This is a genomic window from Acinetobacter pragensis, from assembly GCF_001605895.1.
GTDB lineage: Bacteria > Pseudomonadota > Gammaproteobacteria > Pseudomonadales > Moraxellaceae > Acinetobacter > Acinetobacter pragensis.
In genome coordinates, this window is the sequence record NZ_LUAW01000046.1 from 1 (window position 1) to 13,155 (window position 13,155).

General features: G+C 45.0%; 18 protein-coding genes, 2 tRNA genes and 2 pseudogenes. 9 read left to right on the forward strand and 13 right to left on the reverse strand.

Annotated features, from left to right (window positions below; genetic code table 11):
* A pseudogene (locus AZH43_RS18390) lies at window positions 1-129 on the reverse strand (AAA family ATPase); the annotation flags it as partial.
* Between the two features lie 162 nt (window positions 130-291).
* Between AZH43_RS18390 and AZH43_RS19185 the strand changes: the two are divergent.
* The 3 genes and pseudogenes from AZH43_RS19185 to AZH43_RS15890 form a co-directional block, all read left to right on the forward strand.
* A pseudogene (locus AZH43_RS19185) lies at window positions 292-357 on the forward strand (GlyGly-CTERM sorting domain-containing protein); the annotation flags it as partial.
* A gap of 64 nt (window positions 358-421) precedes the next feature.
* Window positions 422-1,051 carry a CSLREA domain-containing protein gene (locus tag AZH43_RS15885; RefSeq protein ID WP_161485917.1) on the forward strand — a complete coding sequence of 210 codons (630 nt, stop codon included), beginning with the start codon at window positions 422-424 and terminating at the stop codon, window positions 1,049-1,051.
* A 278-nt stretch (window positions 1,052-1,329) separates the two neighbouring features.
* Window positions 1,330-1,869 carry a hypothetical protein gene (locus AZH43_RS15890; protein ID WP_067671744.1) on the forward strand — a complete coding sequence of 180 codons (540 nt, stop codon included), beginning with the start codon at window positions 1,330-1,332 and terminating at the stop codon, window positions 1,867-1,869.
* A gap of 49 nt (window positions 1,870-1,918) precedes the next feature.
* Here the strand turns inward: AZH43_RS15890 and AZH43_RS15895 are convergent, their stop codons facing one another.
* The 9 genes from AZH43_RS15895 to AZH43_RS15930 all read right to left on the reverse strand — a co-directional run bounded on the left by AZH43_RS15895 (window position 1,919) and on the right by AZH43_RS15930 (window position 6,986).
* Window positions 1,919-2,203, reverse strand: coding sequence for a hypothetical protein (locus tag AZH43_RS15895; protein WP_067671747.1), 285 nt, complete (start codon window positions 2,201-2,203; stop codon window positions 1,919-1,921).
* A 98-nt stretch (window positions 2,204-2,301) separates the two neighbouring features.
* A complete protein-coding gene (locus AZH43_RS15900) occupies window positions 2,302-3,051 on the reverse strand; it encodes a hypothetical protein (protein ID WP_067671750.1) in 750 nt (249 codons plus the stop codon).
* Window positions 3,052-3,309: 258 nt separating this feature from the next.
* Window positions 3,310-3,816 (reverse strand): hypothetical protein, encoded by a 507-nt coding sequence (locus AZH43_RS15905; protein WP_067671753.1) that lies wholly within the window; start codon window positions 3,814-3,816, stop codon window positions 3,310-3,312.
* Between the two features lie 142 nt (window positions 3,817-3,958).
* Complete coding sequence (locus AZH43_RS15910) at window positions 3,959-4,705, reverse strand: class I SAM-dependent methyltransferase (RefSeq protein ID WP_067671784.1); 747 nt, start codon at window positions 4,703-4,705, stop codon at window positions 3,959-3,961.
* Window positions 4,706-4,808: 103 nt separating this feature from the next.
* Window positions 4,809-5,531 carry a hypothetical protein gene (locus AZH43_RS15915; protein ID WP_067671756.1) on the reverse strand — a complete coding sequence of 241 codons (723 nt, stop codon included), beginning with the start codon at window positions 5,529-5,531 and terminating at the stop codon, window positions 4,809-4,811.
* Window positions 5,532-5,543: 12 nt separating this feature from the next.
* Window positions 5,544-5,987 (reverse strand): hypothetical protein, encoded by a 444-nt coding sequence (locus AZH43_RS18475; RefSeq protein WP_131796940.1) that lies wholly within the window; start codon window positions 5,985-5,987, stop codon window positions 5,544-5,546.
* Window positions 5,988-6,117: 130 nt separating this feature from the next.
* Window positions 6,118-6,193 (reverse strand) — tRNA-Phe (locus tag AZH43_RS15920).
* A gap of 136 nt (window positions 6,194-6,329) precedes the next feature.
* Window positions 6,330-6,405, reverse strand: a tRNA-Phe gene (locus AZH43_RS15925).
* 203 nt (window positions 6,406-6,608) lie between these two features.
* Complete coding sequence (locus AZH43_RS15930) at window positions 6,609-6,986, reverse strand: GNAT family N-acetyltransferase (protein WP_067671759.1); 378 nt, start codon at window positions 6,984-6,986, stop codon at window positions 6,609-6,611.
* A 97-nt stretch (window positions 6,987-7,083) separates the two neighbouring features.
* On the opposite strand from AZH43_RS15930, the gene hisB reads away from it, so the two are divergent.
* From hisB to AZH43_RS15960, 6 genes are all read left to right on the forward strand, one after another.
* Complete coding sequence (hisB, locus tag AZH43_RS15935) at window positions 7,084-7,677, forward strand: imidazoleglycerol-phosphate dehydratase HisB (protein WP_005006901.1); 594 nt, start codon at window positions 7,084-7,086, stop codon at window positions 7,675-7,677.
* Window positions 7,677-8,294, forward strand: coding sequence for an imidazole glycerol phosphate synthase subunit HisH (gene hisH / locus AZH43_RS15940; RefSeq protein ID WP_067671763.1), 618 nt, complete (start codon window positions 7,677-7,679; stop codon window positions 8,292-8,294). Before hisB ends, hisH begins: the two co-directional genes overlap by 1 nt.
* A 135-nt stretch (window positions 8,295-8,429) precedes the next feature.
* Entirely contained in the window at window positions 8,430-8,897 is a 468-nt protein-coding gene (locus tag AZH43_RS15945) for a DUF805 domain-containing protein (protein ID WP_067671766.1), read from the forward strand.
* 102 nt (window positions 8,898-8,999) lie between these two features.
* Window positions 9,000-9,680: a 3'-5' exonuclease gene (locus AZH43_RS15950; protein ID WP_067671769.1), complete on the forward strand. Its 681-nt coding sequence runs from the start codon at window positions 9,000-9,002 to the stop codon at window positions 9,678-9,680.
* A gap of 69 nt (window positions 9,681-9,749) precedes the next feature.
* Window positions 9,750-10,481, forward strand: coding sequence for a 1-(5-phosphoribosyl)-5-[(5-phosphoribosylamino)methylideneamino]imidazole-4-carboxamide isomerase (gene hisA, locus AZH43_RS15955; RefSeq protein WP_067671772.1), 732 nt, complete (start codon window positions 9,750-9,752; stop codon window positions 10,479-10,481).
* 65 nt (window positions 10,482-10,546) lie between these two features.
* Window positions 10,547-11,455, forward strand: coding sequence for a DMT family transporter (locus tag AZH43_RS15960; protein WP_067671775.1), 909 nt, complete (start codon window positions 10,547-10,549; stop codon window positions 11,453-11,455).
* A 52-nt stretch (window positions 11,456-11,507) separates the two neighbouring features.
* Here AZH43_RS15960 and AZH43_RS15965 read toward each other — a convergent pair whose 3' ends face one another.
* From AZH43_RS15965 to AZH43_RS18245, 3 genes are all read right to left on the reverse strand, one after another.
* On the reverse strand, window positions 11,508-11,900 hold the full coding sequence (locus AZH43_RS15965; RefSeq protein ID WP_067671778.1) for a DUF4870 family protein: 393 nt from the start codon (window positions 11,898-11,900) through the stop codon (window positions 11,508-11,510).
* A 41-nt stretch (window positions 11,901-11,941) separates the two neighbouring features.
* Complete coding sequence (locus tag AZH43_RS15970) at window positions 11,942-12,568, reverse strand: DUF1294 domain-containing protein (protein ID WP_067671781.1); 627 nt, start codon at window positions 12,566-12,568, stop codon at window positions 11,942-11,944.
* A 24-nt stretch (window positions 12,569-12,592) separates the two neighbouring features.
* Window positions 12,593-13,155, reverse strand: a 563-nt coding sequence (locus tag AZH43_RS18245; RefSeq protein WP_145915005.1) for a phosphotransferase, incomplete at its 5' end; no start/stop codon positions are given.

Here is a 13,155-nt window from a genome sequence, read left to right on the forward strand (position 1 = left end):
ATACACAGCTAAAATCGGCTCAAGCTCGGTGCGCATTTTGCGCGCTAAATGCCGTGCACCGTAACGGATGTCATGGTCTTGGCAAAAATGCGCTTTGGCGCTTTTTGTCAATGAAAGGCTGCGTTTTTGGATGCTATTTGCGGTGGGAAAGCATGTGCACATTTTACTTGAATACTGTAAGTGATGGGGTGGCGCAGGATKGCTTTTTAGGGCTAATGAAAACAGTGCTCATGCAAGCGAGCAGCCTGATTRWSRGRWSYYMKKSMRAKYWAGACTGTTGAAACTTCTGGCGGTGCTTTAGGCTTCTATAGTTTATTCGCTTTGTTTGGCTTAATCGGATTGCGTCGATTCAAATAATAATTAGGGACAGGCCATGAAACAATATAAAAAAGGACTGCTATGCATAATGGTCTTATCTGCAATGTCACTAATGGCAGCAGACAGCAAAACCATCTATGTCAATACTTTTGATGATGAAGCAGGTGAAAACTCAAGTAAATGCTCTTTGCGTGAAGCAATTATCGCAGCCCAAAAAAATAGACATAGTTTAGTGATTGCGGGGCAACAAAAAAGTTATGTCCTGACCCAAGGCGGACCTCAATTTGTCAGCTTGATTGGGAAACTGGACCCAAAAAATATTCAAATCACGCGGGAACTGAGTTTCTATTCAGAAAAAAATGATGGCCATTTTACAGGGATACTTCCCTTATCTTACGTAAAGCTCAAAGAAGACATCAGTAAGAAAGATCTGGAGTTTTTTATTGAAAATGGCGCCAAGGAATGCTCAAATTCAAGTGATGAACGCATGCTGGCTCAGCGTTTCTGCTTTGAGATTAAACTTGCAGGCGTGGTGTACCCTGCCGCGAACAATTTGGCGTCATTAAAAGCCTTGAGCAAGCCTTATCAAGTCAGCATCTACACCCAGCAAGAAGAAAGCTATACCTCAAAGTCAGGTATGAATCCCTTCGAAAAATTAGTGCTGCTCCCTTTTGCAGTTGCAATTGATGTAGTCAGCCTGCCATTCCAAGCTGCCGATAAAATTTTTGACTGACCGCCAGATGCGCTTTTTTCTCAATATAAAAGTTCCTGAAAATCAGGGGCTTTTATATTAAACGCCGGACACTATCCAATAAATGATGCATGCATACAGATTCCAAAACAGAAAATCAAAATGTAACAACCCGAAACATCATGTTATTTCTCTGTAAATATAGTTGAATATTCACACAATATTTGTTCACCAAATCGCCTAAGCCATCAAACATTACTCTACAAGCATTAACATAGCGGCCTCAATTTCCCTCCACAATTCAATTCAGGATGCTACCCATGAATGCGATTCAAACGGCTATGGCCATTGCCCTCGTTGCAGGCACAACTTCAGCTATGGCTGCAGAAACAGCTCCAGCGGTAAATCCGCTTGCACAAGTAAAAGCGGGTGCGGTAAACGCAGCGGCTGCGGTTAAAGCCAATACTGTTGACGCTGCCAAAACTGCTGCAGTTAAAACTGTAGAAGTAAAAGATGCTGCGGTTGCAAAAACTATTGCAGCTAAAGATGCCATTGTAGCCAATACGGTTGCGGTTAAAGACGCGGCTGTAGCTAAAACTGTAGCGGCGAAAGATGCAACTGCGGCTAAAACTGTAGCGGCTAAAGACGCTGTTGTTGCTCAAACTGTTGAGGCAAAAGATGCCGCTGCAGCGAAAGTTGAAGAAGTAAAAGATGCTGCCGCTGTAAAAACAGAAGAAATGACAGCTGATGCTGAAAAAGCATGTGCTGAAAACTGTGCTGAAAAAAACGCTGAAGCAGTAAAAGCGCAAACTGAAGAGAAAAAAGGTTTCTTCTCTTGGTTTAAGAAAAAAGCAGCTTAATATAAATTCAGCTGTTCAAAAAGATGCCTGCTCGGCATCTTTTTTTTATTCAGCAGACACATTGATGCTGCAGCTCGCTCATCAGCCAAGGCAGATATTTTTCCTGATCCATAAAATCTGGCGCATGCCCCGTATCCAAGCTGTAATGCTGCTGATTCAGTTCAATCACAATCTGCTCTGTATGGTGCCAATCTTCGATCACGTTAAAATAAGTACTGAAAAAAAACCTGTTCTTTCCCCAATTGCTTAAGCTTTCTAATTTAGGGTAGCGGCTGTTTTCCATAAAATCAGCATACACCTGCGGAATATCATTGATAACACTGACGTTTTTCATGATTTCACCTGTTGAATAAAAGCGAAGAACTGTCCTGCTGTTCCAATTTAAAATGCAATGTTGAACGCTTGATGACAAACTCCCGAAGAGATAGAGGTTTACAGCTTTTCAGCAATCTCCTCCCGATTCTGCAGGCTGACCTGCTTCATTTGCTGGTTCAGCGCCAATATCTCTTTATACAGCGCATTGAACTGCTCAAGAGGCGCATCGTCATAAAACATAAACGTATGGCCGCGTTTTTCCCATTTATTGTTTTTCAGTACCGCAAAGATCGCATCAGCTTTAGCCAAACTTTGCTTTTCCAGTTCAAACAGCACATGCGCATCATCACTATGCTGGCTGTCTTTCAGGCTTTGCGTAAGCTGATGGCGGTATCGGCTTTTAATGGGTAAATTCTTGGCCTGCTCTAAACTGTTTTTTTCAAACTGCTGTGTTTTGACTGCATAGGCATCGGCCGCGGCATGCACACTTTTCAACATCGCTTCGGTTTCTTTATAGCCTTGTTTTTTGTCCCTGCTTAAACGGTCTATGGCTAAAAATTGATCCCAGCCCAATGCTTTTAATTCCCGAATGTAAGCATTTCTGGCCTCAGCGCTTTGGATCATTTGGGTCAGCACAAAATTCGCCATAACCTGATAATCGCCTTGCAGGCGCGGATCACGGGTATCAACGCTAATCTGTGTTGATGGATCTTTCGCTTGATCGAAAATCTGTTCAGTTTTTTCCAGCAGAACAGTTTGATAGGCATGCAGCTGCCCCAGCTCCTTCTGCTGCGCGCGGTATTGATAAAACATACCGCCAAAAATAATAACGGTGGCAGCGGTTAAAATAATAAAGATACGTGGCATAGAACGCTCCGAATCCTGTTTTTTACAGTGTAAGTCTAAAATAGCGGAATGGCTAATAAATAAGCAAAACATCCGCCTTAAACTTTAAATTCAAACTTTTTTATTCAGCAAATATGCTTTTGAATTTAAAAAATTGGGGGCAAAAAATTTGAATTCAAAGTGCCAAAACCGCTGAAAACTGCTTAAACGCCTCTTCTTGCGCATAAAAAATCCGCAGCTGCATTGCGGATTTTTGTGTTTTGAATTTAAAAAAAGTGTTTACTGTCGAGGCAGGCCATTCAGCAGGGAGCGGTCAATATTGCCTAAATTGATCTGTTCACGGCTGATTTGCACATTGACTACATTGCTGTCCAAACCAAAAGGCTGAAGCATGATGTAAATGCCGTTCCGCGGGTCTGACGACTGCAGGCCGCTGGCAATATTCAGCACATGCTGCTGAAGCGCTGGCGGCAAGCTGGATAAATTTGGCGCTGGCTCTGCCGGCAGGATATCTAAATTTGCCACTACGGCCGGATCAATCACAAAAGACTGCGCATCTTCTTCAATTTTCATTACACGGTGCTGCAAAGCTTTACGGCGTGCAGTTTCCTGCTGATACGGCTCGACCACGGTTTCTTCACGCATTTCACGCTCGGCCATGACAGTCAGTGCAGGCAAGCGCACCGCCTCATCCTGCGTTTTCGGCTGATCCGCTGCAAACGCAGTGACAGAAATAGCGCCTGTCAGCGCAATGGCCATCTTGCTGAGCTGTTTAGGGAGATTCATATCACTGTACTCAAATCAAATACGGAAAAGATGAAACATCTTATGAACACCTATAATTGTACAATAAACCGCCATATGGATAGTTTTTCTCGGACAGACGGCGCCGCAATATCTGCATAGCTATGCTGTTGAAAATTCTGTTTTAGCGTGAAGACGGCTTCAATTTACCGACGCGCAGCAGCACAGGAAATTGTATGGCGTACAACGCGATGGGCTGAGCCGCGAAATAAGTCTCCAATGGCGCCAGCGGACTTTGCCTGTGCTGTTTTACATAATGTTTTAAGCCAGACCATGTGCTGAAATAATTCAGCAGCTGCTGTGCGCTCCAGCGATATTGCAGTGACAGCGAGGGCACAGCCTGCTCTAAAAAAGGAAAGGGTATGGTCTGATACAGCTCATCAATATAACGCCGCTCAGTATCCCAATAGCCTTTCAGCGTTTGGAAGTAAAGCGCCTGTATCAGCTGATTCAGCTGCGGGTCTTGCGCTTCAATCAAGCCATAGCCAATGACAGCCAAACAGCCATCCGGTTTAAGCACACGGCGCACTTCGGCATAAAAAGCCTCAAAATCAAACCAATGGATCGCCTGCGCAGCAGTGACTAAATCTGCACTGCGGTCCGGCAGCCCAGAGTGTTCAGCGCCTGCCGTACGGCAGGTCACATTTTTCAGCGGGGGCGCCTGCGCCAATTGCGCCGCGCTGATATCCGTCGCCAGCACGCTTTGAAAATACGGCGACAGCCATTTGGTCAGCTGTCCGGAACCTGCACCGCAGTCCCATGCCAAATGCCGCTCAGGCGCATGCTGTAAAATTGCCTGCATAATCTCTGCGGAATAGTCTGGGCGCGCCTGCTGATACAGTTCACTATGTTCAGAAAAGAGGTCTTTCATTGCAAAATTCATTTGTGATTTTTAATTCGTTTAAATGAGTTTCAGCTGATTAATGCCACACCTTAAATCAGAGATAACAATGCAATTGTTTAAACACGCGGTCTTAATGAATTATTTCTTTAATATGAAAACTGGTTTGTGCAATCGGTGTCATTTGATTATTCATTTGATAGTACTTCACATCATAATGACCAGGTCTCCATCCCTCTATAGGAGTAAAACTTACCCAATTTTGGCTCGATCCATTAATATGCTGAGGGGTGAATAATAATACATCCTGCGTCGTCTGGTTGCTCCATCTAACCATGACTTGCGTCGTATTTGGAAATTTACCCAAAGTATCAAAATGTGCATAAAGCTGCTGCCGTTCATACACTGCTTCAGGTGCAGCTTCAGGATGACCATTCCAGCCTTCATGTAAAGTCACATAGGCAACGCCTTTCAATTCGTCTTCCATATTATTCTTTGCATTCGTCCATTCTTCTAAAAATCGAAGCGCAAATTGCCGTTTATTCTGAATATCACTCATATCATAATCAGGGAATGCTCGATCAAGATAATGGCCAATTTGTTCAGACGAAGTCATTGCAATTAATTCTTTGGCATAAGCCTTCTGGCTTTTTAACTGTTTCTGTATATCCGCAGCAGATGAATTCTGCTGAAACAGTTTTTCCCATTCTTGCTCTCTGTTGCTTTTCGTTGTTTTTTGAGCATCTGAAATAACAGTAACTTCAGATGCTGTGCCGGTAGAATGACGAAAATCAGAAATAAGATAACCTAGGCAAAAAAAGACAAAACCGATAAGAAAACAGGGTATGTAATTCATGACATAAATTTATTAATCACACGTCACAATTTCATTATTAAAGATAATTTGGCCGCCGCCTGCAAAGCTTACGCCTTTTTCAATTAAATACTCACGGCTAATATCTTTTCCAGTTAAGAGCTTCAATGTTGTTCCGCTGCACAGCCCAGTAACAGAGGTATTTGCCATGTTTGCGACACATCCAATATTTGTAAAATGATAAATTTTCTTCTGGTTTTCAATTGATACTAGACATGCAGTAGCAATAAGAGAATTGCCTGTATCTTTAATCTCACACTTAGAGCAATTTCCATTTTCGCATTGGTTCGCAGCACTTTCACTTTTACATATATAAGTTATACCGCTTTGTAAAATAGTCTTGGAATATGAAGAGTTCACATTCCCGCTATCACCGCCGCCACAAGCTGTTAAAAATACTGAAATACTAATGAGGAAAGGAAGTAGAATATTTTTCATTTTGAATTCTTGTATAAAGTTATCTAAATTTTAGTAATTATATCAATAAACTTGAATCTTTTAAAACATATATGCTTATTATCTTTTTAACAAAAAAAACCTCAAACAAAGTTTGAGGTTTTTTCAAATATGGTGGCGAGACCCAGGATCGAACTGGGGACACACGGATTTTCAATCCGTTGCTCTACCTACTGAGCTATCACGCCGATGCCGTGTATTAAGCCGTAATTGCGTGCATTAGTCAATAAAAATCATCAATATTTTTACTATATGCGTTTTTTTTAAACAAAAAAAATCCCTGATGGGATCAGGGATTGAAACTTTTAAAACAGTTTTTAAATATGGTGGCGAGACCCAGGATCGAACTGGGGACACACGGATTTTCAATCCGTTGCTCTACCTACTGAGCTATCACGCCGATGCCGCGTATTAAACAATTTAAGCGCCATGCCGTCAAGTAGCGGATTCAGTTTTTATTTCATTTGTTTACTTTTACAGCAAATCACGCGCTATTAGCCGCATTTTGACTTAAATTTCAATGCCCTGTTTTCTAAAAATACCCTGTGAAGCCTTTTCGGGCACAAAAAAGCAGCCTACCGGCTGCCTCATCGCAGGCTTGCTTTAAATTCGGTCTAAATGCGCCAAACAGCGGTGGATTGCGCCGCAGCCCGGCTCAAATTTTTTCACGCCTTTTTCTTCTTCCATGCGGCAAGCTTCGCTCACCAGCCTTTCCGCGACCCCGCGCCCGCGGTTGGCCGGATGCACTACAATATATTCCAGCGTCTTGCTTTCGCCCTGCCCTGTGCACCAAATGGCGCCTATCAACTTAGTATTAAATTCTGCGGTATAAACTAGGGTATACTGAGATAGGTTTTGCTCTAGTTGTTCAATGGCATCTGCACCGTCGCTGAATTCAGGGCTGGTGTCGTACAGTCGCTCAAGCTGGCTGCGCACTTCGTCATTTTCTAAAGAAGTATAAGCATGTACGGTAATAGGCATTGATAAACCCTCCTGAGCAATCTAATATGCGGTGACTTTTCGTCACAGCGAAAACATTTTTACATCAATCATTTTGACGTATTTGAGGAACGTGTCTATGACCGATCGTATCAGTGAAGTGGTAAGAAACACTAACGAAACCAAAATTCGAGTTCGCGTGAATCTTGATGGTTCTGGTCAAGGCACTTTAAACACTGGTGTTCCATTTTTAGATCATATGATTGATCAAATCAAGCGCCACGGCTTGTTTGATATCGATATTCATTGCGACGGCGACCTCGAAATCGACGATCACCATACCGTTGAAGACTGCGGCATCACCCTAGGTCAGGCCTTTGCGAAAGCGCTAGGCGATAAAAGAGGCTTAAAACGCTACGGTCATTTTTATGCGCCGTTAGACGAATCTTTAAGCCGTGTGGTGGTGGACTTGTCCGGCCGTCCAGGCTTATTCATGGACATTCCGTTTACCCGTTCTATGATCGGCCGTTTTGATGTGGATTTATTCTCTGAATTTTTCCAAGGTTTTGTGAACCACGCTTTAATGACCTTGCACATTGACAATTTGAAAGGCAAAAACAGCCATCACCAAATTGAAAGTGTATTCAAGGCATTTGCCCGCGCGCTCCGCATGGCTTGCGAAGTTGATCCGCGCGCAGAAGGAAAAGTGGCTTCAACCAAAGGAACACTGTAATGACCCGTATTGCCCTTCTTGATTATGGCATGGGAAATCTGCACTCTGCGGCTAAAGCCTTAGAACACGTTGGCGCAACGGTGGATGTGACCAATGATCCGAAGCTGATTGCACAGGCGGATAAAATCGTGTTTCCCGGTGTCGGTGCCATGCGCGACTGCATGCAAGGCATGCATGAAGCAGGCATTGATGAAGTGGTGCGTAAAGCGGCCTTCAATAAACCGGTATTGGCGATCTGTGTCGGCATGCAGGCGCTGATGCAGCGTTCTGAAGAAAATGGCGGCGCAGATGCGCTGGGCATTTTTGAAGGCGAAGTAAAGCGCTTTCCCGACATTGACGGCATCAAAGTGCCGCATATGGGCTGGAACCAAGTGCATCAGGCAGACCCGAGCCATCCAATGTGGAATAACATTGAACAGGATGCGCGTTTTTACTTTGTGCACAGCTACTATGTCGAACCGAAAAATCCTGCCCTTGTTGCCGCCACCTGTGATTACGGCTTAGAGTTCTGCACTGCAATTCATCAGGACAACCTGTTTGCAACGCAGTTCCATCCGGAAAAAAGCCACACAGCCGGCCTGCAGCTACTGAAAAACTTTGTGGACTGGAACATCTAAATTTATTTTATTTAAAAGCCCGCATGATGCGGGCTTTTGATTTATTGGAGATTTATTCTTTAATCTGAGATTAAAACCGATTATGATTTGAACAATTATTAAAATACACGAAAAACCAATCATAGGAATATAATAATGAATAACGCAATCAATGATTCAGCCCTGAGCGCCGCCGGACGTTTTGGCCGTTTTTCCTATTTAGCATGGAACTGTTTAATTGCACTAGTCGCCATTCTGATTGGCGGCGGTTTAGCGGCAATTTTCCCAAATCTCTTAATGAATATGGAAACTGGAAATTTTGGCTCTGGCGCCATTATTTTCGGCATTATCTATATTGCGGTACTGTATTTTACTTTCGTTTTCGCAATCCGCCGCTTACATGACCGCAATCACTCAGGCTGGCTGTCATTATTATTTCTAGTCCCCATCGCTAATATTCTGATTGCGCTTTATTTAGTTTTTGCGCCAGGCGATGCGCAAAGCAACAGCTACGGCGCTCCACGCCCGACTGCAGGCTGGGAAAGCGTATTGGCCTGGATCTATATTATTTTAATGCTCTTGGCGATCGTTGGAGGTATCGGGGCTGCTTTGATGGGCCAGTAAGCATCCGCTGCATAGACAATAAAACCTGCGTCCTGCAGGTTTTATTTTGCCTTTAAAATAAAAAACCGCTAGTCTGCTTGAAAAGATGCCATTTTTATTCAAATGAATGATCCCCGCGCCGCCTCAATGCTTCCCAGTAAAGAACAGATTCAAGCCTTACCGCTATTTCAAAATCTGCCGGTTCAAAATATTCAGGTCATTCAAAATACAGCGCAGTGCCGCACCATTGAAGCCGAATTAAAAACAGCGGCTGTGCTGGGCTTTGACACCGAATCAAAACCCACATTCAGCAAAGGTGAAATTGCGACTGGCCCGCATTTAATTCAGCTGGCGACCCATGATCGGGCCTATTTATTTCAGGTCAGTGATGAAATTCTGGATTTTCTAAACCCCGTCTTTGCCAGCCGCGATCAAATCAAGGTAGGTTTTGGCCTGAAGAATGATGCGCATCTGTTCCGAAAAAAAGGCATTGAACTCAACAGCATTATTGAACTGTCCAAATGCTTTAAATCCTTTGGCTTGGACAATCCTGTCGGGCTGAAAAATGCAGTTGCGCTGCTGTTTCAGCAAAACTTCCCCAAAAGCAAAAGTATCAGCACCTCCAACTGGGCCAGAAAGCATTTGACGGACCAGCAAATTGCCTATGCTGCGGCCGATGCCTATGCGCCGGTATTAATTTTTGAAGAACTGTTGCGCCTGGGCCTATTGCCCAAAGAAATTCCAGATTCCAGCTTAAAGCTCCGCATCCGCCCGAATAAAATAAAACCGCCATCTGACGCTTAGAAATTTGCCAATATTTTGCTAAGATGGCGGGCAATGAATTCATTTAAAGATTGAGCAAGGAGCGTAAGCATGCTGATCATCCCTGCAATTGACCTGAAAGATGGCAAGTGTGTCCGTTTAAAGCAAGGCCGTATGGAAGACGATACTGTATTTTCTGACGATCCTGTGGCAACTGCACAGCATTGGGTTAATGAAGGCGCGCGCCGCTTGCATTTGGTCGATTTAAACGGCGCTTTCGCAGGTACACCTATTCATAAGCCGGTGGTTGAAGCCATCTGCAGAGCTCAGCCCGAGCTGCCGATTCAAATTGGCGGCGGCATCCGTTCTTTAGAAACCATTGAACACTATCTGGATGCAGGTGTGACTTTTGTCATTATCGGCACTAAAGCTGTTCAAAACCCTGAGTTTGTAGAAGAAGCCTGCAAAAAATTTGCCGGCCACATCATTGTGGGTATTGATGCCATGAACGGCATGGTGGCCACAGACGGCTGGGCCAATGTCACTGACGTTAAAGCCACTGATTTGGCTAAGCGTTTTGCAGATGCCGGCGTATCCAGCATTGTCTATACCGATATTGCCCGCGACGGCATGATGCAAGGCGTGAATGTTGAACAGACGGTCAACCTTGCGACTTATTCAGGCCTCCCCGTCATTGCTTCCGGCGGTGTGACCAACTTGGATGATGTCCGCAATTTAAGAGGCCAGCCGGGTATTTTAGGCGCCATTACCGGCCGTGCAATTTACGAAGGCACACTGAGCCTGCGTGAAGCGCAATTGCTGCTGGATGAACAATCCCTGTAATTCCGGATTTTCTTGAAAGAGGTCTGCGGACCTCTTTTTTTATTGACTGAATTTTAAATATACTCATGATCACATCTTCCGCTTGGCTGAAAGCTAAAGCACCGCAAATCTCACTGATTTTAATTACCGTTCTTTGGGGCGGCAGTTTCCTGACGGTGCAATATGGGCTGAATTTCAGTACACCCATGCTCTTTGTCGGGCTGCGTTTTGCCGCCGCCGCCATTGCAGTCAGCCTGCTTTCATTGAAATCCTTAACCGGATTCACGGCTTATGAAGTTTTTGCCGGATTCTGCATCGGCGCCGTCATCGCCATCGGCTATGGCACTCAAACCATAGGCCTGCAAAGCATCAGCAGCAGCGAATCAGCCTTTTTAACGGCTCTGTATGTGCCGCTGGTGCCTTTTTTGATGTGGCTGTGCTTCAAAAGCCGCCCATCTTTCATGACATGGCTGGGCGCTGTGCTGGCCTTTATCGGCTTGGTCTTTTTGACAGGAAACGGCTTTGGCGCTATTCAGCTGAATTTCGGTCAGCTCATTACCTTGCTGGGTTCTGTCGCCATTGCCTTTGAAATCATCCTGATCAGCTATTTTGCCAACAAAGTGAATTTACGCAGGGTGACCGTACTGCAGCTGGCTTTTGCTTCGTTGCTGTGCTTTTTGATGGCGCCGTTCAATGGTGAAACTCATTTACCGGCGCTTGAATGGCCTCTGCTGGCGGTGCTGTGCGCATTAGGCCTTGCCAGCGCCGTCATTCAGCTGGTCATGAACTGGGCGCAGCGCATGGTCGATCCCTCTCAAGCCGCGATTATTTACGCAGGTGAACCGGTATGGGCCGCCATCATTGGGCGCATTGCCGGGGAACGCTTGCCGGCTTTAGCGCTGATCGGCGGATGCATGGTGGTGCTTGGCGTCATTGTCAGTGAATGCAAGCCAAAGTTTTTGACCAAGAAAAAGTCGGCTTCCCTGCCGTCTTAAATACGCACACAAAGAAAAAGCAGCCGAAGCTGCTTTTTCTTTGTCAAACGGCTTATTGGTACATCGGCTGATTGTCATTCACGCGGATCAAACCTTTAATGGCGCGGTACACAATCCAGACCCAAGACAGGCCAATGACTGTAACACAAAATGCAGATGCGCCAAAAGCGATGCCAGCAAAGGCATTCGGATTTTCACCGGTAAAAAACAGGAAGATAAACGGTACGAATGCAAGAATATTCCAAAACAGATACCACCAGAAGGTGCGGATTTGCCACGTGAAATGGCTTTCAAAAATAGATCCCTGCACATCGCTGCGTTTCACATAATTAATTATCAGCGCCACAATGGCCAAGAGGCCTGCCGAAAAAATCGCTACGATATACAGCACATATAAGGCGATGGTCAAACTGCGGTTCGGATCTTTATCAATTGAATAATTCATGCGCGCCCTCTCAATTTTTATACTGCCTTGAATACGGCAGATTAGCCTTTAAATGGATTGAATGGCGAAATCAGCCATAAAATCAATAGTATGTTAAAAGCTATAGTACAAAAATAAATTTGGCGGAAGGGTTGTTTTTGTGTTTTATGCCGTAATCTTTGCTGCGCCAGCCACGCTGCCGGCCAGCCTCCCAAAAAAGACAGGATATGCAGGGTATTTTCCGGCACACGGCGGTTGCCCAATTGCGCAGCTTCCTTGTCCTGCGAATAGAACCAATATGTCGCGGCATTCACTAAACTGATTGCCAGCAGCGCCATGCCGTTCAGCAGGCCAGCCAAATTCAGCCCTGCCAAAGCCAAAATATATACAATGCAGAGGATTTGCATCGCCGATGTTTTCTTCGGCATAGGTGCAATATTATCTTTCACACGTTTTGATTTTGCCTGTACTTGAGCGGCTTTTAAATACATGACCTGCTGCGCACGGCAGCGCCCGCGCTCATCCAAAATAACCCCATATTCCAAAGCGCAGCCGACAATCGGCCGCGGCCCCGGCCGTGAAAAATCCTTAATGTGCAGAAATACGCGGTCTTTGGCGCTGTCATTGGGCTGAATAAAGCCATAGCCTTTATCATCAAACCATTCTACTAAACGCCCTTGATCGCGCATGTCTTTTCCTTTAAATGAATTAAATTAAGCCGTTACGAACTTGAGGCGTTCAATCAGCATATCACGCATCTCAGCTGGATTTTTTTGCAGAATATCCCCGCCGCTGCGGCCTTCCGCTGCATTTTTTTGCGCAACCTGCAAGCGCATCATCCAGAAACGCCCAGCCGCCATGGCCAAGTACAGCTCAAGGCAGGATTTTTCATCCGCGGTCAGCGGACGCACTGTTTCATAAGCATTTAGAAAAGCCACGGCGCGCGCTTCATTCAAAGTCACCTCTGGATAATCGGTGCAGAAGTCATTTAAGGTAATGGCAATATCAAACAGCAGTTCATCTTTATTTAATTCATAAAAGTCTAAAATGCCTTTGAGCTCTTCCCCTTCAAATAAAGTGTTGTCACGGAACAAGTCAGAATGAATAAAGCCTTTAGGACGGTTCGGGTACATCGCCGTCAAGGCATCATACACGCCTAAAAGATTGTTCAGCAGCATGGTGTCCGCATCATTCAGACTCGGCTTCACCTCGCGCGATACTTGACGCCAGTAGGCATGATCACGGTAAAAAGCGCTCCAGYSSMWMGAGATYRKMR